The sequence below is a fragment of the Anaerococcus sp. HMSC068A02 genome (genome assembly GCF_001811125.1).
GTDB lineage: Bacteria > Bacillota > Clostridia > Tissierellales > Peptoniphilaceae > Anaerococcus > Anaerococcus vaginalis_C.
The window spans coordinates 3,296-21,433 of sequence record NZ_KV803770.1 but is presented as its reverse complement, the minus strand read 5'-3'; the positions used below and the strand labels follow the sequence as shown (position 1 = coordinate 21,433).

Here is an 18,138-nt window from a genome sequence, read left to right as displayed (position 1 = left end):
CAAAAAAAGCTATGCAATTTTGCATAGCTTAAATATGAAAAAAATAAAAAAATTAATGGTGCTGGTGGTGGGACTTGAACCCACACGTTCCGGAGAACAACAGAGTTTGAGTCTGTCTCGTCTGCCAATTCCGACACACCAGCATTAACACTACCTAATTATTATAACACCATTAATCGCCTTATGCAAATTTTTTTACATTTTTCTCAAATCATTAAAATCATTTCCTAAAATTTTTAAATTATTAATTAGTTTCATCCCACTTTTAGAAAAACAAAATTTCAAAGCAATTAAACTTGTCAATATTCCTATAAGAATTCCGCAAAAAACATCTGATGGAAAATGAACATACAAATATAATCTTGAAAAAGCAATTAGGATTGCCAAAATGCTTGCCATTATATTAATTGTTTTTGATTTTGAAAATAATAATATTACTGTAAGCATACAAAAAGAAATTGAAGAATGTCCAGATGGAAATGATGGATCTTGAGGTTTTAAAACTAACAATTTAATTCCATCAACAATTTCAAAAGGTCTAATTCTCCCAACAGCAGGTTTTAAAATCAAATTCACAATCAAGGCATTAAATAAAAAACAAACAATCATAAGCCTAGCCATTTTTTTATATTCTTTTGTAGTTAAAAAAATCAAAATCAATAAAATCCAAAAAATTCCCATATTCCCAAGAGCAGTAATGGTTGTCATTATTTTATCCAAAATGGGACTTTTTATATTTTGAATTAAATTTAATAATGAAATATCTATTTTTGTTATAAAATTCATACTTTCCCCTTTATTTTTACAAATATAATATCACAAAGAAGAAAAATAAAAAAGACTGCGCTAAGCAGTCTCTATTGTACTTTTGTATTTATGGTTTCTTTAACCATTTGATCGGCTTTTAAAATTCTTGCTCTTTGATTTTCGTCAACCTTATCAAAATATTTTCCTCCTTCAAGGAAATCTTTTGTTCTGTAAACTCTTGAAAGTTTTCCATATTCATCATTACTATGTCCAACCCAAATCGGATAAAAATTAACTTCTCCTAATTTTACTTTTCCAGTTTTTGTATTTTTCTCTACATTTATATCAAAGGCAACTGATTGTTCTGTTCTAATATCTCCTAAAGCCTCCAAGGATTGATTTGATACAAAATTTCCACAAGCGTAAGCGATATATCCTTCTTTTCCATTTTCATCTTTATATCTTTCTGCTGGTTGAACAACGTGAGGATGATTTCCAATAACTACATCTGCTCCCCACTTTATCATATTTCTTGCCAAAGTAATATGTTCTTGGGCTGGATATGATTGGTATTCTATTCCCCAATGTGGATAAACTATAATAAAATCCGAATTTTTTCTAGCTTCTTTTATGTCTTCTTCTATTATTTTTTCATCCAAATAATTTATAATTTCATTTGGCTTATGATTTACTACTAAACTTTCTAAACCATTAACTCCATAGGTGTAAGCCAAAAATCCTATTTTCATATTTTTTACTTGAATATATTTTATCCTACTTTCTCCTGCTTTTCTTGTTCCGCAGTGAGCGATTCCTTCCTTATCCATAGCTTTTATTGTATCATAGATTCCTTTTTCTTCTGAATCTAGGGTGTGATTGTTAGCTGTTGAAAGTAAATCAAAACCCGCATCTTTTATATCTTTCAAATATTCAGCTGGGCTTGTAAATTGTGGAAAACCTGAAGGTTGTCTATCAGGATTTATGCTTGTTTCAAAATTTCCAATTGCTAAATCAGAATCTGATACAAATTCTTTTATATATTCAAATTGTCTAGAAAAATCATAATTTCCTTTTCCATAATTTTTTGCATAATTTACTTGACCCATGTGAGCCATAATATCTCCAAAAGCCTTTATATTTATTTTTTCAACTTTTGAATCTGTATCATTTGTGTTTGAGTCTTTTTTCTCAATTTTACTTATATTTATTTTTTTGTTATTTGAATCAGAACTATCGTCATTTGATTTTTTTCTTTCTTTTATTATAATATTTTCTGCAATATTTGAATTAGAATCAGTTTTATCTTCATTTCTCTTACATGATGTAAAACTAATAGCTAGAAAAAATATAAAAATTACCGATAATATTCTCTTAATTTTTTTCATTTTTACTCCTTTATTTATATAATCATATACAATTATATATTATTCTATAAATAAAGTCATATTAGAAGGAAATTTGGTATCTTATTGCTATTATACAAAGAATTACAGCAAGTGGAACATATAAATATCTTCCTAAATTATACCAACCATCACCGTGCTTACTTTTTGCACTTTTATTTATTTCATCCATCAAATCTTCTTTTTTCATTACCCAAAACCATGAAATGGCTCCTATAATTGCAGATATTGGAAGAATATAAATTGTTACAAAATTCATCCATGCTCCCCATTTTGCTATAGGATGTAAAAATAATCCACAAACAAATACAAGAATCATTAGAACAAGTAAGACATTAATTCTTTTTAAATTTTCAAATTTTGATGTTATTGCTTCAGCAACTGTTTCTATCATTGATTGAACTGACAATACTCCTGCAAAAACTATTGCTATATACAAAATAATTGCAAAAATTCTTCCTCCAGCTATTTCTTGCAAAACTTTTGGCAAAACAACAAAAATTAATTTTGGTCCTTGTGATTGGGAAAATCCAAAAGCAAAAGTTGCTGGTAGCATTACAAAAGTTGAAAGCATAGCTGCAACTGTATCAAGGCTTGATGTGATTGTTGATGAATGAACTATATCTTCACTATCTGGAAGATAAGAACCATAAACAACCATTACTGTTGAAACAATTGATAGGGAGAAAAATGCTTGTCCCATTGCACCTATCCACAATTTTATATCCAATAATTTTTCTGGTTCTAAAGTAAAAACAAATTTGTATCCTTCTACTGCCTTATTTAAAAATGCAATTCTTACTGCAAGAATTATAAATAAAATAAAAAATAGAGGCATCATAAAAGAATTTGTTTTTTCTATTCCTTTTGTTCCATAAGCTAAGGTCAAAAATACAATAATAACTAATAAAAAATGTTCTTTTGTAAGTGCAAAATCATTTGTAGAAATTGATTCAAACCATACATTTGGATCTTGTGTCAAAAGTGATCCAGTAATCGAATCAAGAAGAGCTTTAAGTACATAAGTTATAACAACTGTATATCCAATAGCTAGTAAAACTACACCAACTAAAGGAATCCACCTTATTACTCTTCCTACTCCTTCTTTATTTCTTGATTTCCAAACTTCTCTAAAAACTCCCATTGGTCCTGCTTTATATCTTCTTCCTACTGCGCTTTCTGCAGAAAGACCAACACGACCAAATAAAAATACAAAGAATAAATAAGGAATCAAAAATGATAATCCCCCATTCATTCCAATTTTATAGGGAAAAGCCCATACGTTGGCAAGTCCTACTGCACTTCCAACGCATGCCATTATAAATCCCCATTTGTTACTAAATTTCGAATTATTTTCCATTTTCTTCTCCATAAATTTTAAAAAGTAACTTTAAATACTAAAGCTAAAATCGATAAAACAATTGCTATTGGAACATAAACATATTTTCCAAGCTTGTGCCATCCTTCTCCTGCTTTTTTCTTTGCACCACTATTAACTTCTTCCAAAATTTCATCTTTTTTCCAAAAATAAAACCAAGAAATTGCTCCAATTGATGCTCCTATTGGAATTATATAAATAGAAACAAGATCCATCCATGGGCCCCATTTGCTAATAGCTTCCATATTAACGCCAATCAAAAATGTTACAAGACCAATTATAGTCAAAGCAGTAATTCTTTTAATTTTGTTATACCTGTGCATAAGAGATTCAGCTATAACTTCAAACATATTTTGTAAAGAAGAAATTCCTGCAAATACAACCGCAGTATAAATAATTATAGCAAAAATTCTTCCACCCTTTATATTTTGCAATATAGTTGGCAAAACTTCAAATAAAAGTCCAGGTCCACCAGCTTGTGAAAGACCAAAAACCAAAATAGATGGAACAATTACACAAGATGACAACAAAGCTGCCAAGGTATCAAAAAATGCAGTAGATTTTGCCGCTGATAAAATATCTTCATTTTTATCTAGATAAGAGCCACACACAATCATTCCACTTCCCGTTACAGAAAGAGAAAAGAAAGCTTGTCCCATTGCATTTTCTATAGTTTTTAAAGACAATTTGTCAAAGTCTAACCTAAACATATATTTATAACCTTCAAGAGCGTTTGGCAAAGTTAAAATAAAAATTGCAATAATTAAAAATAAAATAAAAAATGCAGGCATCATAATTTTATTAGATTTTTCTATGGTATTTGCACCCTTCAAACAAGTTAAAAGTGTTACCAAAATTATTATAAAATGATAAATAACTACAGAGTAATCCTTATTTGAAAAAGATTCAAACCATTTTTTACTATTTACAACTAAAAGTTCTCCAGTTAAAGAATCTACTAAAGCTTTTAAAACATAAGAAACTATAACAGCATAGCCAATAGCTATAAATAAAGAACCCAATAAAGGCAAAAAGCCGATATTTTTACTAATAAAAGAATGCTCTTTCTTATTATTTTTTGAATTTAAGGCATATTCATAAGAGCCCAAAGTTCCAGTTTCGGCTCTTCTACCTATTGCAAATTCACTTGATAAACCTACATAAGCAAAAAGAGCTACAAAAACTAAATAAAATAATAAGAAAAATATTCCACCTTCTTGGAACTTATAAGGAAAGCCCCACACGTTTGCCATACCAACGGCACTACCTACAGCTGTCAGGATAAAACCCAACCTCGATGAGAATTTTTTTTCTTTGTTCATATTTAACTCCTTTTTACTTTAGCACGCCAAGGCGTCGGCGTACTATTGAACTTGTTTCATTATATCATAAATTTCTTATTTGTAAAACAAATTTCAAAAATAATTTAAATATAAAAATAAGTCATAATTTAATAAAAGTAAATCTACCAATAGCAATTAAATTTTTCTCATCATCAAAAACATCGCAATCAATATTAGCTATTGTCCTACCAATTTTTTTCGCCTTACATTTTGCAAAAAGATAAGAAGTCTTGCTTGCTGGTCTAAGAAAATTTACATATCCATCGCTTGTTACAAATTCTCCATCAAAATATTCCGACGCTTTTTTCCCACAAGCCGTATCAATCAAAGTCATAGTCAAACCACCATGAACAATTTTATTTATATTCAAACAATACTCTTCAATAGGAACTCTTGTAATAATTTCTCCATCATCATCTTTCACATATTCCATTTTTAAATAATCAACAAAATTCATAAAATATCCTTTCTATTTATAAGGCAATTATAACATTTTTTCGATAAATCCTTTAATAGTGATATAATTATTTATTGAAGGATAAATTATGAGAAAAATGCTATTTATATTATCGTCCAAGGCAGGAAAAACCGAGTTCGATATTAATGAAAAAGATATAGAAAAAATTTATAATAAAAAAGATTTTGAAGAAAATGTTCAAATAATTAGGACTTCTTATGAAAACCACGCAACTGATGCAGCCAAAGCCTTTATTGAAAAATATAAAAATTACAAAAAAACAATAATAGTTGGAGGAGGCGACGGCTCATTAAATGAAATTTGCAACGTGATTTATGAAAATGATTTGGCAAATACAAGCCTTGGTTTAATTCCTATGGGAACTGGCAACGACTTTTCCAAAAATTTTTCATACAAAAATTTCAAAGTAGAAAGTCTATTAAATTTAAAAGAAAAAAAGATTGATTTAATTAAAGTAAATGACAAAGTCGGAATAAACGTCTTATCCTTAGGTTTTGATACTGTTGTTTTAGAAAAAGCCTATGAATATTTAGATAAAAATCCATCTTTAGGGAAAAAAGCATATTTTTTTGGAGTCATTAAGGCATTAAAATCTTTGTCATATCAAAATCTATCATTAACTTTATATGACAAAAATTACAAGCAAATAAAGCTTGAAGATGAATTTTTGCTTAGCGCTATTTGCAACGGTGGCTATTATGGCTCAGGATTTAATCCTGCCCCAAGCGCAAAAATTGATGATGGGCTTTTAAATTTAGTTTATGCAAAAAAACTTCCAAGTCTCTTGTTGCCATCTTTGATAATAAGATACAAACATGGGCTTTTAGAAAATTCAAAATATTTGGATGAAATAAAGGTAAAAAAAGGACAAATAAAATCAGATAAAAAAATTTTAGCAAATATAGACGGAGAAATTTTTGAAAATAAAATAATAAATTTTGAAATTATAGAAAATTGTTTGTCTTGGACTTATTTTGATATGTAATTTTAAAAGGGATTGTTGTAAAATTATGAATAATCATCATTCTACAACAATCCCTTTTTTATATCTAACTTTCTAATTTTGACACATAAGGATTATCTTTTATATAAAATCTATACAGGTAATCTTTCGCCTCTTTGGCATAATCTATGCCAATTCTTTTTGCTTTTATTATTTCAAAATCTTTTTTGCCTTCTTCCATATAAAAATCTTTGGAAAAAATATCTTTTCCATTAAAATTTTTATCAATTTTTAAGGCTTTTGTAAGTTTTGCTGGACCATTGCTTAAATTTTTTCTTTGATAAATCGATAGGTCTTGATAATTTTTTCCAAATCTATTTTTTGAAATCAAATCAAAATTATCCAAAGGCTCAATTGCTCTCAATAAAACTGCCTCTGGTACTCCTTCTTTTACGCTTGATATATTTAAAAGAAAATGAATCCCATAAGTTTGATAGACGTACAAAGTACCTGCATCCATATACATTATTTTATTTCTGTCAGTTTTTTTGCCTAAAAAAGTGTGACATGCCCTATCATTTACTCCAAGATATGCTTCTGTTTCCACGATTCTAGCTCTTATAACTTGTCCGTCAATTTTTCTAACTAAAATATTTCCAAGCAAATCTTTGGCAAGGTCTAGGGTATTTTTCCTAAAATATTTCCTATCAAGCATTGTTTTCTCCTTTATAAAAATAGCTCCTAAATCTTTTTGATTTAAGGGTTTAGTCTATCTTTCCATTATTATTTTTTTTATATCACTTGGTTTATTTGCAATAAAATCTGCATTTTCAAATTCTTCTTTTTTTCCATAACCATAAGCTACGGCAATTGATTTTATAGCTAATTCATTGCTCGCATCTATGTCATAAGACCTATCTCCTATCATAATAGATTCATTAGTTTTTAAATCATTTTCAAAAAGTAGATGTTCAATTACCTTTTTCTTTGTATTTTTATCATTAGAAGAACCAGAAATATAAGAAAAATATTGCAAAATTCCAAAATATTCTAAAATTTTCTTAGAAGATTCTTCGCCCTTGCTTGTTGCAAGATAAATATTAAAGCCTTCATCATATAAATCTTCTATTAATTCTTTAACTCCCTCATAAAGAGAAGTTTCAAACAGACCGTTTTTAAAGTAATACTTTTTATAATAATAAACTCCATCATCAGCCAAATCCTCCCCCAATTCTTTTACAAAAGAATCTCTCAAAGGTGGGCCAATGTATTCATAGAGCTTATCTCTTTTATAAGACTTGCCCATTTTTTCTAAAGCATATTCAAAAGCATTCAAAATCCCGCTAGCAGATTTTGAAATTGTTCCATCAAGATCGAATATAATATTTTTAATCATAAATTATCCTTTCTGCTATATTTTTCCAAACATTTTCAAAATAGATTTTATTTTCTATTATTTTTATAAAAGAAATTATAGAGCTATTTTTTTCCATTTTCGAATTTTTGTCCTAAAAGTTCCAAAAGGTGCAACAGTATTGATGTGAATAAATTTATAAACTTCCCAAACTGCCGTTTTTGTTGCATCATCAGCCCATTTTCTCATGTGTGGTTTAAATAATTCATCATCACTCAAAGAATCAATCATTTTATAAATATCTTCGATATTTTCACTTAATTTTTCCCTTAATTCTTTTAACGATAAATGAGCATAAGTATCCGTAAAATATTGATATAATTCGCCAAGTTGATTCCACTTAAAATCTTCAGATGGCGTCTTAACTTCAAGACCTTTCTTTTCATCATCTTCCCACTTTAAAACAAGTGTAGTCCATCCAACTTGATAAGCAAGATTTTCAGCAGGAGTTCTATCAACCTCTTCAACCCTTTTATCTTTCAAATTTTCTGGAATATCATCAAATTCCGAAATATATTTTTCAAATTTCTTATTGATTTCAGCTTTCAATTCTTCTCTATTACTATAAGTTCTCATAAATTTCTCCAAATTTTTAAATCTCTAAGTTTTTATAGATTTAATTATATCATAAATACCTATTAATAGCTTTTTGCAAGAAAAAAGGCTGATTATTATCAACCTTTTAATAATTTTATTAATAAAATTTTTAATCTACTTTTGCCCATATTTTCTAAATGTAAAATATATAAATGGAATCAATATTATTGAAATTAGCAAATATAATATAATTATAATTGGTATTTGCATAAATACATGACCAAAAATTTCATATAATATGGGTAGTTTTATACAATTATATATATTTACTAGCTGATCTGGCGTTATTTTAAATAAATTTTCAAATGGCAAGACTCTTCCAATAAATGGCGATACTACGAATAATATTATTGGAATACACAAGCTTAGAAGTGACGAATGTGTTTTGGCTGATGTTAGCATTGTTAATACGCTTGCAAAAATGCTTCCAATATATCCTCCAATAATTATTAGCAAATATCTTTCAAAAAAAGTGTAATTATAAATACAATAACTGTATTCTAATTGGATGGGCGATTTTGCTCCGCTTACACCCATTATCGTAAAAGATATTATGCAAAGACTTAGTATTAATGCCCAATATATAATTGTTGTCATCAATAAGCCTGTTCCTATTTTTATCTTAACTCCCTTATTTTTTCCTAATTTTGTGCTAAAAAAAATCGAATCAGCTTTCAATTTAAAATCTTCAGTAAATATTCCTGATACAAGAAATGATATGCCAATAATCAATATTAATGAGTAGGTTGTTGCATATAAGCCCATAGTTATCCACGAATCGGCAGGTTCGTAATAAAAAGGAGTTTTATTTTTTGAAAATTTTTCTTTCAAATATTTCATTTTTTTCTCAGTAACTCCATATTCTTTTACCAATTTTTTTATATTTTCTTTCCTGATATGGTAAATATTTTTTGCTTTGCTGACTTCTAAAAAATCAAATTTTTCATAATCCATTTCACTTCCATAGGACAAAGTGCTTACCATAAAATCTTTTATATCCATATACTCTTGCGTATTTGTAGTATATATTTTTTCTGGAATTTGATTTTTATAAATAGCCTTAATTTTTTTATCTTTTTTTATCACATCTTCAAATACATCAGGATTTAATTTACCCGCATATTTAGATTTTTTCTCGCTTAGCTTTCTTGGTGCAAATATTCCATTATGGGTATTTCCATTATTATCCACAAAACTTATGCTCCATACTGCAAATATGCTAAAAGAAACTGCTATAGCAAACAAAAATATCAATAAAATTTTATTCATACGATTGCTAAGTAATAATTTTATCTCATGCCTTATCATATTTATCTCCACTTACTATTCTAAAATAATAGAAAAATACATCTTCTAGAGTGATTTCAACGCATTTTGCATTGTTGTCGGGCTTATCTTCTGATAAAATTCTCATTTCAACATATTCTCTACTCTCTTTTACAAAACTAATCGAATCCTTAAATTTGCTTATTATTTTATCTGCTTGATCGGATTTACAACGATAAGTCCATGATTTATAAGAAATATTTGAACATAATTCGAAAGCACTTCCTTGTTTTATAATTTTTCCATCTTTCATGACAAATATATGTTTTGCAATAGCTTCAATATCAGAAACTATATGGGTAGATAAAAGAACAATCTTATCCTTGGAAAGCTCTCCTATTAAATTTCTAAATTTAATTCTTTCCATTGGATCAAGTCCTGCAGTTGGCTCATCAAGTATAAGTATTTTTGGATCATTTAATAAAGCTTGAGCAATTCCAACTCTCCTTTTCATTCCACCCGATAATTTTTTCATTTTTTTTGACGAATGAATCTGCATTCCCGTAATTTCTAATAATTTTTCAATACGCACTTTAGTCAATCTTTTATTTAATCCTTTTAAAGAAGCTATATAAGAAAGATAATCTTTGACACTAAGGTTTGGATAAAAACCAAATTCTTGCGGAAGGTAGCCAATAATATTTCTATACCTACCATCCATTTCAAATATATCCTCGCCATTATAATATATTTTTCCATCACTAGGTTTTAAAACTGTACATAAGATTCTCATAAGGGTAGTTTTTCCCGCTCCATTTGTGCCAAGAAGTCCATATAAGCCATTTTCCATTTCAATTGAAATATCATCAACTGCTATCAAATTCCCAAATTTTTTTCTAACATTATTCAAAACTAAGCTCATTAAATTTTCCCTCCAAATATTCAGTGTTATCGTGTAAAACTTTTTGAATAAAATAAAATAATAATAAGGCACACATAATAAAGATTAAAATCCATACTATTGGTGTTATTTTTAAATAGAGATTATCATTCAAAATTATTAACATCCATCCCATATTGGCAGCCAAACAAATAATCATTGTCACAAATTGATTTAAATATCTTTTTCTAGAAAAAGCCATCATACAAATGATTGATGAAATCATAATCGGAAATACAAACTGCCCCAAAAGATCTACGACCAATATTTTTTGAATTTCTACAGCATAAACACAAAACACAGTTAAAATTCCTGTATCAATAAGTCCAAAGGCTATTAATTTAGCGGCATATACTCTTCTCAAATCAAAAAGTGAGCTTTTTTCAATTTCCATCGATTTATTTTCAATGTTTTTCCAAAGTTCTGGAATTATAAATATTACAAAAAGTGCCGCCAAAACACTCAATCCCCTTTGCATATAAACTATTTCTTTTGAAATAGAAAGCCAATATCCTGCAAAAAAAAGCAAAAGCATTTGTGCAAATAACCACTCTTTTTTCATAATTTTAATCTGCAAGGCAATAAATTCAATAAAGCCAATTCTATTTTCATTTTTCTCGCTATTAATAAATTCTTTAGCTTTAAAAACCAATTTGTCAATTGCTTCATTGGAAGGCTTTTTTTCATCAAATTCCCCTATATTTCTTAGTATTTTTTCTATTTTTTTATCATACTTGTCTATTTTTTTCATATTTCACCTTCTACATACTTTCTTATCATATCCTTGCCTATCCTAAGCCTATATTTAGTTAATTCTAATGAAATGCCACAAATCTTTGCAACTTCTTTTTGTTTTCTATCAAAAAAATAATATAGAATTATTACATCCTTAATATCTGATGGCAATTTTTTAACAGCCTCTTTAACATCTAAATATTCTATTTTCCTATCAGATTCTGTACACTCCAAAAACATCTTTTCAGAAAAATCTTCAATATTAAGATCTTTATTGCTTGCCTTCTTTTTTTTATCAATACATTTATTACGAGCAATTGTATATAAATAATTTAAAAGTTTGCCTTTATGCTTATAATGATTAATTGTTTTTAGAAAAGTTAAAAATACATCCTGCGTTATGTCCTCAGCCGTATTTATATCCAAAGCATGATATTTGCAATAGTTAAATATATCTCCATAATATTTTCGTATTATCATTTCACAAGCATCACTATCGCCATTTCTAGCCCTAGATATCAATAAAAAATCTACGTTCATTCCTAACAATTCTCCTCAAATAAATCTTGCACTCTGTAATGTTTAACGATTAAAAACTACAAAAAGATAGTTTAAAAATTTAATTTAAATAAATTATCCTTTAAATTCCATCTACAAGCAAAATTTTATTTTGCAAGTGTTTGAAATTTTTCAAAAAAAAGACGATGAAGATATACTCTCACCGTCCTATAATTTATATCAGTCTGTAATTCTCTTTTTTTCAATATGATAAGTTGTAAAATTAAATGCGACACAAATAAAAAATAAAAAAGACTAAATATTTCTCAGATAAATAGCCTTTAATATTATTCACACAGAAATAGATTTCTGTATTTATTTTTTAAACATTTCTTAAATAATTCTGTACTATATTTAATTTTGCTATTTTAAGATATAAAAAAATCCTATAATAAAAACAGCACACATAGATAAAACACTCAACCATAATTTATAGCGTTTTTCTATATCTAATAAATTAATATATCCAATCCAACTTGTAATTTGTACAATAAATATCAAAATAACCCAGATGTTATCTAACTTAATCTTCTCATTAGTTACCATCCCAATCAGGATAGTAGCAAGTGAAAATACTATTCCTAATATTTTATTCATATATACACCTAATAACGACTAACTGAAACGATTGATTTAGATATATACCATACATGTCTTTTCCCAAGCCTACTACGATAATGCTTAACTTTTTTTATTGTAAATTTCAAACCATGGCTAGAATCATTAGGAATAAGTAATGTTCCTCCACCAACTATAGTGCTGATTGTTCCAATTACACTTCCTACAACTTGCCCACCAGGAACTCTTGTCAAAATTAAACCTACTACACCACCCACTGTTGCAGTTGTACCGATAGTAGTTTTAAACTCTGCCCATGATATATATACAGTACTATATGAAGTATCTGAGCGAGGTGATATAATAGGATTCTGTTCATCGCTACTTAATGTTTTATTCGTAATGGATGAATAAATTGAACCATCCTTTTTATTTAAGATTAAGTATTCTTCTTCACCAGTAGTATTATTATAAATGGTAACCTTTCTTGTGTTATCATCTTCTTTAACACTAACACGCTCAATTCCATCTTTTGAATTTATTGTAACAGCATCGTTGCCATCTTCGCTTATTGAGTAATCTTGTCCCTCTATTTTCTCTATACCATAATTTTCACTTGCGTATATTGGTGAAATTAGACTTGTAGACATTACTAAAACTGTCAATATTAATACACTCATTCGCTTTTTAAAGTTTTTTATCATAATCTCTAACCTTCTTATTATCAATTATTTGTTTTTCAAATACAAACTATAATACTGTGTCAATTCTTATTCTCAAACTATAATATAAATAAATCTCCGTTCTTGTACCTCTGAGGATTCATATAATTTATCACAATTAAACCTACCTTTATTTTAAGAAATAACATAAATTAGTAATGCATTTTGCTAATTATTACTACAATTTGAATCTAAACATTTATAATGTCCTGTACCATCTAAATCAAATATTTGGTATATACAAACGTCCAAAGCATTTGCTATATCGTTAGCAGTTTTTAGGCTCGGAATCGTTTTTCCTGTTTCTATTTTATTTATACTTGTCCTTGATATTCCCACTTTTTTACCAAGTCTATGTTGTGATAAACCTAGAGGTTTACGGTATTTCTCGATTCTATTATTCATTATTTCACCTTTCTTTGGTTAACTATAGTTTAACACAATCTCATCCAGGTGCCAATAATTCATCATATTTTTTAATTACCTTTTCCTCGTATATTGTTACATAATATCTATGTTAATACTTTTCCATTTTGCCTTATTGCTCTAAGTGTTTCTTTGAATTCTTTTGTCTTTGTTGCTTCTTCTAGTAGGATTTTTATTTCTTCATCTGTTAGTTCTTCTGCATTTTCTATAAGGCTTTCTAAGATTGCTCCTCTTGTTATTAGCCTATGTGTTCTTTCTTTTCTTCTTTTCACTATGTCTTGTTTTAATATCTTTTGTTCTTGATTTTTTAGTTGCCTTAATCTTTCTTCTGTATCGTCTATTTTTTCTTTTATTTCTTTTTACTCTTGTCTTATTTGATATAATTTTTTCATACTAATCTCCCTTCTTGCAATAAAAAAGACGATAGAGTTTTTATTTTCTATCGCCTAGGTTATTTATCCTATTTATTTTACACCCATTTCAATTTTGCAAGCTATAGGTATCTCTATAAAAAATACTGTATATTGTCCAAACTCACTTGTTACTACTATCTCTCCTCCCACATTATTAAGTATTTTTTTTACTATTGATAAGCCTAATCCCATTGATTCTTTATCAGTCGACCTAGCTTTATCCACTGTGTACAATGGATTAAATATTTTATCTAATTCAGATTTCTCTATGCCCTTTCCATTGTCTTTAAATTCTAATATAACTGTATCTGGGTTTTCTTTTGCAATTATATCAATTTCCAATGGATTTTCTCCTCTATATTTTATAGAATTTGAAAACAAATTTTCAAATATGATTTCAAGCATCCTGTCAGATAAACCTATCACTGTACTTTCTTTTATATCATTTTTATAAAAGAAATTTTCTATTTCAATTGTAAATGATCTATTTAATTCATCTACAATTCTATCTAAAGATTCTCTAGCTCTGATATGATTTATTTCTTTGTCATATATTCCAAGTGATGAATAATCTTTTAGTTGTTTGATTCTATTATTTAATTGTTTAATCTTTTTGTTTATTATCCTTATATATTCGTCTTTTTTTTCTTGGCTTTCAGCAACTCCGTCACTTATTCCATCTATATGGGCTTGTATTACAGATAAGGGAGTTGATAAGTCATGGCTTATAGATGATATTAGCTCTTCTCTTTCTTCCTTTGCTTTATTTTCTCTTTCCCTATATGATTTTAATGACGCTACCATTTTATTAAAATTATCTAATAATTCTCCTATTTCATCCACCCTATCATTTTCTATATATAAATCATATTCCCCCTTACTTAGCTTTTTAAAATTATCTAGCAAATTATATATAGGCTTTATAATAATCTTATCGACGTAAGCTAAAAATATAGTCGATATAATGATAACTACTATAGCGATAAGGATAGAAATTGATGTTAAAGATAACAAAAGACTTTTAGGTTCTTTTTCTGGTATTCCTAAGACCAACAAAAATAAAATTGGTATTAGAATGATTGATATGACAAATATTATTAAGTTTTTTTTAAGTGATTTAGATTTCAAATTTATAACCTACTCCCCAAACTGTTAAAATATATTTTGGATTCTTTGGATTATCTTCGATTTTTTGACGAAGTCTGTTTATAGTAACGGTAACAGTATTCAAATCTCCATAACTATCGAAGCCCCATATTCTATCATATAATTGTTCTCGACTAAAAACTTGTCTTGGATTTTTAGATAAAAATATCAAAAGTTCAAATTCATTTCTACTTAAATCAAGATCTCTACCATCTTTTTCCACCTTATATTCCTTAGTATATATTCTGATATTTTCTATTTCTATTATTTCAATATTTTCCTTATTAAAAACTTGGCTTCTTCTAAGTTGAGCATTAACTCTTGCAAGTAATTCTTTTGGCCTAAAGGGTTTGGTAATATAATCATCAGCTCCAAGATCAAGTCCCTTTACCTTATCAAATTCATCAATTTTTGCTGACAAAATCAAAATCGGTATTGTAGATTTTATTCTTATATTTTGGCAGATTTCATAACCATTCATACCTGGAAGCATTAAATCTAATATTACTAAAGACGGCTTAAATTTATCAAAAATTTCTATTGCCTTATCACCTTCTGTACAAATTTCTACCTCATATATCTCTTTTTCTAGATAATCTTTTATTAAATTTGCCAAGTCAAGTTCATCTTCTACGATTAAAATTCTACTCATCCTATCCTCTCCTATTTTAATATTTCTACCCTTTTAAAATAGGAAATATTGACAAAATATAAGATTAATATACCTATTAAAGATATTGCAATATACAAGCTAAGTTCAATAGCAAATTCCCCTTTTATTAAAAGAGATGGTATTTTATAAACATGTCTTACTAAAAATAAATATTTTAATTTTTCAGGACCTATTAAGCTTAGAATATAATATAAAAATCCCATTCCCATAACAGTTGAAGCATTTTTTAAAACAAGACCAGCATATACAATAAACATAGCCAAACATATTAGTGGCAAAATAATAGAAATTTCACTAAAAAGTACACTAACAAAGGCTCTTATTCCCTCTAACTTTACTCCTCCAAGCAAAATAGTTTGTCCATCGGAAATCAAAACTGTTCCGTCATTAAGCATTATTTTTCCAACCAAAAAAGATGAAATTATATCAAAAATCACTAAGGCTATTAGCCACATGATTGTAGTTAATATTTTTGCTTTTATTAATTTTTTTCGATCTCCATTTACCATTATTGATAATTTGATAAGACCTTTTTCATACTCTATAGCTGTTAAGTCTGAGGATATATAAATCACAAATAAGACTAAAAACAAAACTGTATCTGGAACTGAAACTAAGGGAAATGACATCCAATTCATATCCGTATGAATAAATTGATTCGCTTTTATTATATGAGAAATTAAAATTATTAGAAAAAATAGATAATAAAACTTATTTTTCCTTTGTTTGTATAACTCAAAATCTATAATTTTTTTCATATCTCACCCTAATATAAAATATCTTTCTTTTCTAAATAAATATTGCTTATTATTAAAAATAAAGCTAATAATATCCCGCTTGCTAATATTAGAATATTAAATTCATTAGCTGACACATTTTTTATCATTGTAAATTTTTCTCCCATGTTTGTATTAAAGAAAAATATAAGACCAACAATAGAAATGATATTTGCTAGGCTTACATTTTCAATAAATAATCCTATTGACATACTTAATAAGCCGTAGGTAATTGTTGGTAAAAGAATTCTCCCATATGTTACGAATGTATAGATTAAATCAGTAGATTTTGTAAATCCTTGTCTTATTAAAGATAAATCACTCATGTTTTTAAAATATAGTATTCCAAATAAATAGCACAAGATAACAAAAATTGTAGTTGCCATTATACAAAATATTGTAAAGGCGATTTGTTTGCTGACTAGATTTTTAATTCTTGACGGTTCTTTCAATATGCTCAATTTCATTGTACCTGCTACTAGGTCCTTTGTTACTAAGGTATTTGCTAAAATTGGTATGAAAAATATTAATATTTGCATATAAATATCTAAAAGGCTTGCAGGAAAAGTATAAAAACTATCAATATTCCACACGCCTTCTTTTGAATCATACATGGTAATATTCATCCAAATCAAAAGTCCAGCTGACAATAAAAATACATATCCTATCTTTGATTTAATGATTTTCTTTAATTCATTAATAATTAATGCTTTCATTTTTTCCACCTACTTTATTAAAGAACAGTTCTTCAAGATTAGATACATTATTTTCTGAAACTAATTTTTTTACGTCACCTTCTATACATAATTTTCCGTCATGTAAAATTCCGACTCTATTGCAAATACCTTCCATTTCATGGAGAAGATGGGATGAGATTATAAATGTTTTATTAGAAGTTTTTGCCAAAGATACTATAAGTTCATTTATATCCCTAATCCCATACGGATCTAGTCCATTGGTAGGCTCATCTAAAATTATTAAATCTGGATTTCCTAATAAGGCATTAGCAATGCCAAGTCTTTGTTTCATACCCATGGAGTATGAGGCAAACTTATCTTTGCTCCTATCTTTTAGACCTACTAATTCAAGTAATTTATCAATATCTTTATCACTCGTGCCATCAATTAGTTTTGCCATTAATTTTAAATTTTCATATCCAGATAGATTTTCATAAAACTTAGGAGCTTCTACCATAGCACCTATATTTTTAATTGCTTGATCTCTATTTTTTATTACAGACTTTTCATTTATTAAAATTTCTCCATAATCAGACCTAATTAATGATGTAATCATTCTAATAGTAGTTGTTTTCCCCTCTCCATTTGCTCCAAGAAAACCATAAACATCTCCTTTAAACACAGTCATATTCAGATTATTTATAATCTTTCTTTTACCATAAGATTTAAATAAATTTTTTATTTCAAGTACTTTTTTGGACATAATTTCCTCCTTTGATGATTCTATTATAAGAGGTAAATATAACAAAACTATAAAAACAACATAATTTTTAACTAATTTTTGAATAACAATCAGTAATATTATTTTAATTGGTCTTTAAATTTCATATTAAAAAAGCGACTTAACTTATAATTCAATCGCTAAATGTCTTATATATTAAATTG

Annotated in this window: 22 protein-coding genes and 1 tRNA gene; 1 reads left to right on the top strand and 22 read right to left on the bottom strand. The window is 27.6% G+C overall.

What is annotated here, in order from left to right; translation table 11 throughout:
- Positions 1-56: 56 nt before the first annotated feature.
- From HMPREF2782_RS06885 to HMPREF2782_RS06860, 6 genes are all read right to left on the bottom strand, one after another.
- Positions 57-143, bottom strand: a tRNA-Leu gene (locus tag HMPREF2782_RS06885).
- 52 nt (positions 144-195) lie between these two features.
- A complete protein-coding gene (locus tag HMPREF2782_RS06880; protein ID WP_004838518.1) occupies positions 196-786 on the bottom strand; it encodes a phosphatase PAP2 family protein in 591 nt (196 codons plus the stop codon).
- Between the two features lie 71 nt (positions 787-857).
- Positions 858-2,132, bottom strand: coding sequence for a CapA family protein (locus HMPREF2782_RS06875; RefSeq protein ID WP_070641767.1), 1,275 nt, complete (start codon positions 2,130-2,132; stop codon positions 858-860).
- Positions 2,133-2,193: 61 nt separating this feature from the next.
- Positions 2,194-3,510 carry a sodium-dependent transporter gene (locus HMPREF2782_RS06870; RefSeq protein ID WP_070641765.1) on the bottom strand — a complete coding sequence of 439 codons (1,317 nt, stop codon included), beginning with the start codon at positions 3,508-3,510 and terminating at the stop codon, positions 2,194-2,196.
- A 17-nt stretch (positions 3,511-3,527) separates the two neighbouring features.
- Entirely contained in the window at positions 3,528-4,850 is a 1,323-nt protein-coding gene (locus tag HMPREF2782_RS06865) for a sodium-dependent transporter (protein WP_070641762.1), read from the bottom strand.
- 121 nt (positions 4,851-4,971) lie between these two features.
- A complete protein-coding gene (locus HMPREF2782_RS06860) occupies positions 4,972-5,328 on the bottom strand; it encodes a PaaI family thioesterase (protein WP_070641761.1) in 357 nt (118 codons plus the stop codon).
- Between the two features lie 88 nt (positions 5,329-5,416).
- Between HMPREF2782_RS06860 and HMPREF2782_RS06855 the strand changes: the two genes are divergently transcribed.
- Positions 5,417-6,334 (top strand): diacylglycerol/lipid kinase family protein, encoded by a 918-nt coding sequence (locus HMPREF2782_RS06855; protein WP_070641760.1) that lies wholly within the window; start codon positions 5,417-5,419, stop codon positions 6,332-6,334.
- Between the two features lie 64 nt (positions 6,335-6,398).
- Here the strand turns inward: HMPREF2782_RS06855 and HMPREF2782_RS06850 are convergent, their stop codons facing one another.
- The 16 genes from HMPREF2782_RS06850 to HMPREF2782_RS06775 all read right to left on the bottom strand — a co-directional run bounded on the left by HMPREF2782_RS06850 (position 6,399) and on the right by HMPREF2782_RS06775 (position 17,956).
- Entirely contained in the window at positions 6,399-7,007 is a 609-nt protein-coding gene (locus HMPREF2782_RS06850) for a DNA-3-methyladenine glycosylase (RefSeq protein ID WP_070641759.1), read from the bottom strand.
- A 54-nt stretch (positions 7,008-7,061) separates the two neighbouring features.
- Positions 7,062-7,688, bottom strand: a complete 627-nt coding sequence (locus HMPREF2782_RS06845) for an HAD-IA family hydrolase (RefSeq protein ID WP_070641758.1) — start codon at positions 7,686-7,688, stop codon at positions 7,062-7,064.
- Positions 7,689-7,763: 75 nt separating this feature from the next.
- On the bottom strand, positions 7,764-8,282 hold the full coding sequence (locus HMPREF2782_RS06840; protein ID WP_070641757.1) for a ClbS/DfsB family four-helix bundle protein: 519 nt from the start codon (positions 8,280-8,282) through the stop codon (positions 7,764-7,766).
- A gap of 135 nt (positions 8,283-8,417) precedes the next feature.
- Positions 8,418-9,572 (bottom strand): ABC transporter, encoded by a 1,155-nt coding sequence (locus HMPREF2782_RS06835; protein WP_261668763.1) that lies wholly within the window; start codon positions 9,570-9,572, stop codon positions 8,418-8,420.
- 25 nt (positions 9,573-9,597) lie between these two features.
- Positions 9,598-10,491: an ABC transporter ATP-binding protein gene (locus tag HMPREF2782_RS06830; RefSeq protein WP_070641755.1), complete on the bottom strand. Its 894-nt coding sequence runs from the start codon at positions 10,489-10,491 to the stop codon at positions 9,598-9,600.
- Complete coding sequence (locus HMPREF2782_RS06825; RefSeq protein WP_070641754.1) at positions 10,472-11,260, bottom strand: hypothetical protein; 789 nt, start codon at positions 11,258-11,260, stop codon at positions 10,472-10,474. Before HMPREF2782_RS06825 ends, HMPREF2782_RS06830 begins: the two co-directional genes overlap by 20 nt.
- Complete coding sequence (locus HMPREF2782_RS06820; RefSeq protein ID WP_070641753.1) at positions 11,257-11,784, bottom strand: RNA polymerase sigma factor; 528 nt, start codon at positions 11,782-11,784, stop codon at positions 11,257-11,259. Before HMPREF2782_RS06820 ends, HMPREF2782_RS06825 begins: the two co-directional genes overlap by 4 nt.
- A 381-nt stretch (positions 11,785-12,165) precedes the next feature.
- Entirely contained in the window at positions 12,166-12,399 is a 234-nt protein-coding gene (locus HMPREF2782_RS06815; protein ID WP_070641752.1) for a hypothetical protein, read from the bottom strand.
- A gap of 8 nt (positions 12,400-12,407) precedes the next feature.
- Positions 12,408-13,064 (bottom strand): hypothetical protein, encoded by a 657-nt coding sequence (locus tag HMPREF2782_RS06810; protein ID WP_004838504.1) that lies wholly within the window; start codon positions 13,062-13,064, stop codon positions 12,408-12,410.
- Between the two features lie 186 nt (positions 13,065-13,250).
- Positions 13,251-13,487 carry a helix-turn-helix transcriptional regulator gene (locus tag HMPREF2782_RS06805; protein WP_004838503.1) on the bottom strand — a complete coding sequence of 79 codons (237 nt, stop codon included), beginning with the start codon at positions 13,485-13,487 and terminating at the stop codon, positions 13,251-13,253.
- A gap of 107 nt (positions 13,488-13,594) precedes the next feature.
- A complete protein-coding gene (locus tag HMPREF2782_RS06800) occupies positions 13,595-13,861 on the bottom strand; it encodes a DUF3847 domain-containing protein (RefSeq protein WP_261668777.1) in 267 nt (88 codons plus the stop codon).
- Positions 13,862-13,972: 111 nt separating this feature from the next.
- On the bottom strand, positions 13,973-15,049 hold the full coding sequence (locus HMPREF2782_RS06795) for a HAMP domain-containing sensor histidine kinase (RefSeq protein WP_070641751.1): 1,077 nt from the start codon (positions 15,047-15,049) through the stop codon (positions 13,973-13,975).
- Positions 15,039-15,719 carry a response regulator transcription factor gene (locus tag HMPREF2782_RS06790; RefSeq protein WP_070641750.1) on the bottom strand — a complete coding sequence of 227 codons (681 nt, stop codon included), beginning with the start codon at positions 15,717-15,719 and terminating at the stop codon, positions 15,039-15,041. The genes HMPREF2782_RS06795 and HMPREF2782_RS06790 overlap by 11 nt, the downstream gene beginning before the upstream one ends.
- An 11-nt stretch (positions 15,720-15,730) precedes the next feature.
- The gene (locus HMPREF2782_RS06785; RefSeq protein ID WP_070641749.1) at positions 15,731-16,498 is read right to left on the bottom strand and encodes an ABC transporter permease; all 768 of its coding nucleotides are present in this window, start codon (positions 16,496-16,498) and stop codon (positions 15,731-15,733) included.
- 8 nt (positions 16,499-16,506) lie between these two features.
- Entirely contained in the window at positions 16,507-17,232 is a 726-nt protein-coding gene (locus HMPREF2782_RS06780) for a hypothetical protein (protein ID WP_070641748.1), read from the bottom strand.
- On the bottom strand, positions 17,213-17,956 hold the full coding sequence (locus tag HMPREF2782_RS06775; protein ID WP_070641747.1) for an ABC transporter ATP-binding protein: 744 nt from the start codon (positions 17,954-17,956) through the stop codon (positions 17,213-17,215). The genes HMPREF2782_RS06780 and HMPREF2782_RS06775 overlap by 20 nt, the downstream gene beginning before the upstream one ends.
- Positions 17,957-18,138: the final 182 nt, after the last annotated feature.

Bases quoted from the DNA above. Each gene is read 5' to 3' on its own strand.
- HMPREF2782_RS06860 (WP_070641761.1), bottom strand. From the start codon at position 5,328: ATGAATTTTGTTGATTATTTAAAAATGGAATATGTGAAAGATGATGAT.
- HMPREF2782_RS06850 (WP_070641759.1), bottom strand. From the start codon at position 7,007: ATGCTTGATAGGAAATATTTTAGGAAAAATACCCTAGACCTTGCCAAA.
- HMPREF2782_RS06825 (WP_070641754.1), bottom strand. From the start codon at position 11,260: ATGAAAAAAATAGACAAGTATGATAAAAAAATAGAAAAAATACTAAGA.
- HMPREF2782_RS06785 (WP_070641749.1), bottom strand. From the start codon at position 16,498: ATGAAAAAAATTATAGATTTTGAGTTATACAAACAAAGGAAAAATAAG.
- HMPREF2782_RS06865 (WP_070641762.1), bottom strand. From the start codon at position 4,850: ATGAACAAAGAAAAAAAATTCTCATCGAGGTTGGGTTTTATCCTGACA.
- HMPREF2782_RS06830 (WP_070641755.1), bottom strand. From the start codon at position 10,491: ATGAGCTTAGTTTTGAATAATGTTAGAAAAAAATTTGGGAATTTGATA.
- HMPREF2782_RS06815 (WP_070641752.1), bottom strand. From the start codon at position 12,399: ATGAATAAAATATTAGGAATAGTATTTTCACTTGCTACTATCCTGATT.
- HMPREF2782_RS06805 (WP_004838503.1), bottom strand. From the start codon at position 13,487: ATGAATAATAGAATCGAGAAATACCGTAAACCTCTAGGTTTATCACAA.
- HMPREF2782_RS06875 (WP_070641767.1), bottom strand. From the start codon at position 2,132: ATGAAAAAAATTAAGAGAATATTATCGGTAATTTTTATATTTTTTCTA.
- HMPREF2782_RS06880 (WP_004838518.1), bottom strand. From the start codon at position 786: ATGAATTTTATAACAAAAATAGATATTTCATTATTAAATTTAATTCAA.
- HMPREF2782_RS06855 (WP_070641760.1), top strand. From the start codon at position 5,417: ATGAGAAAAATGCTATTTATATTATCGTCCAAGGCAGGAAAAACCGAG.
- HMPREF2782_RS06845 (WP_070641758.1), bottom strand. From the start codon at position 7,688: ATGATTAAAAATATTATATTCGATCTTGATGGAACAATTTCAAAATCT.
- HMPREF2782_RS06780 (WP_070641748.1), bottom strand. From the start codon at position 17,232: ATGAAAGCATTAATTATTAATGAATTAAAGAAAATCATTAAATCAAAG.
- HMPREF2782_RS06820 (WP_070641753.1), bottom strand. From the start codon at position 11,784: ATGAACGTAGATTTTTTATTGATATCTAGGGCTAGAAATGGCGATAGT.
- HMPREF2782_RS06870 (WP_070641765.1), bottom strand. From the start codon at position 3,510: ATGGAAAATAATTCGAAATTTAGTAACAAATGGGGATTTATAATGGCA.
- HMPREF2782_RS06835 (WP_261668763.1), bottom strand. From the start codon at position 9,572: ATGAATAAAATTTTATTGATATTTTTGTTTGCTATAGCAGTTTCTTTT.
- HMPREF2782_RS06775 (WP_070641747.1), bottom strand. From the start codon at position 17,956: ATGTCCAAAAAAGTACTTGAAATAAAAAATTTATTTAAATCTTATGGT.
- HMPREF2782_RS06840 (WP_070641757.1), bottom strand. From the start codon at position 8,282: ATGAGAACTTATAGTAATAGAGAAGAATTGAAAGCTGAAATCAATAAG.
- HMPREF2782_RS06790 (WP_070641750.1), bottom strand. From the start codon at position 15,719: ATGAGTAGAATTTTAATCGTAGAAGATGAACTTGACTTGGCAAATTTA.
- HMPREF2782_RS06810 (WP_004838504.1), bottom strand. From the start codon at position 13,064: ATGATAAAAAACTTTAAAAAGCGAATGAGTGTATTAATATTGACAGTT.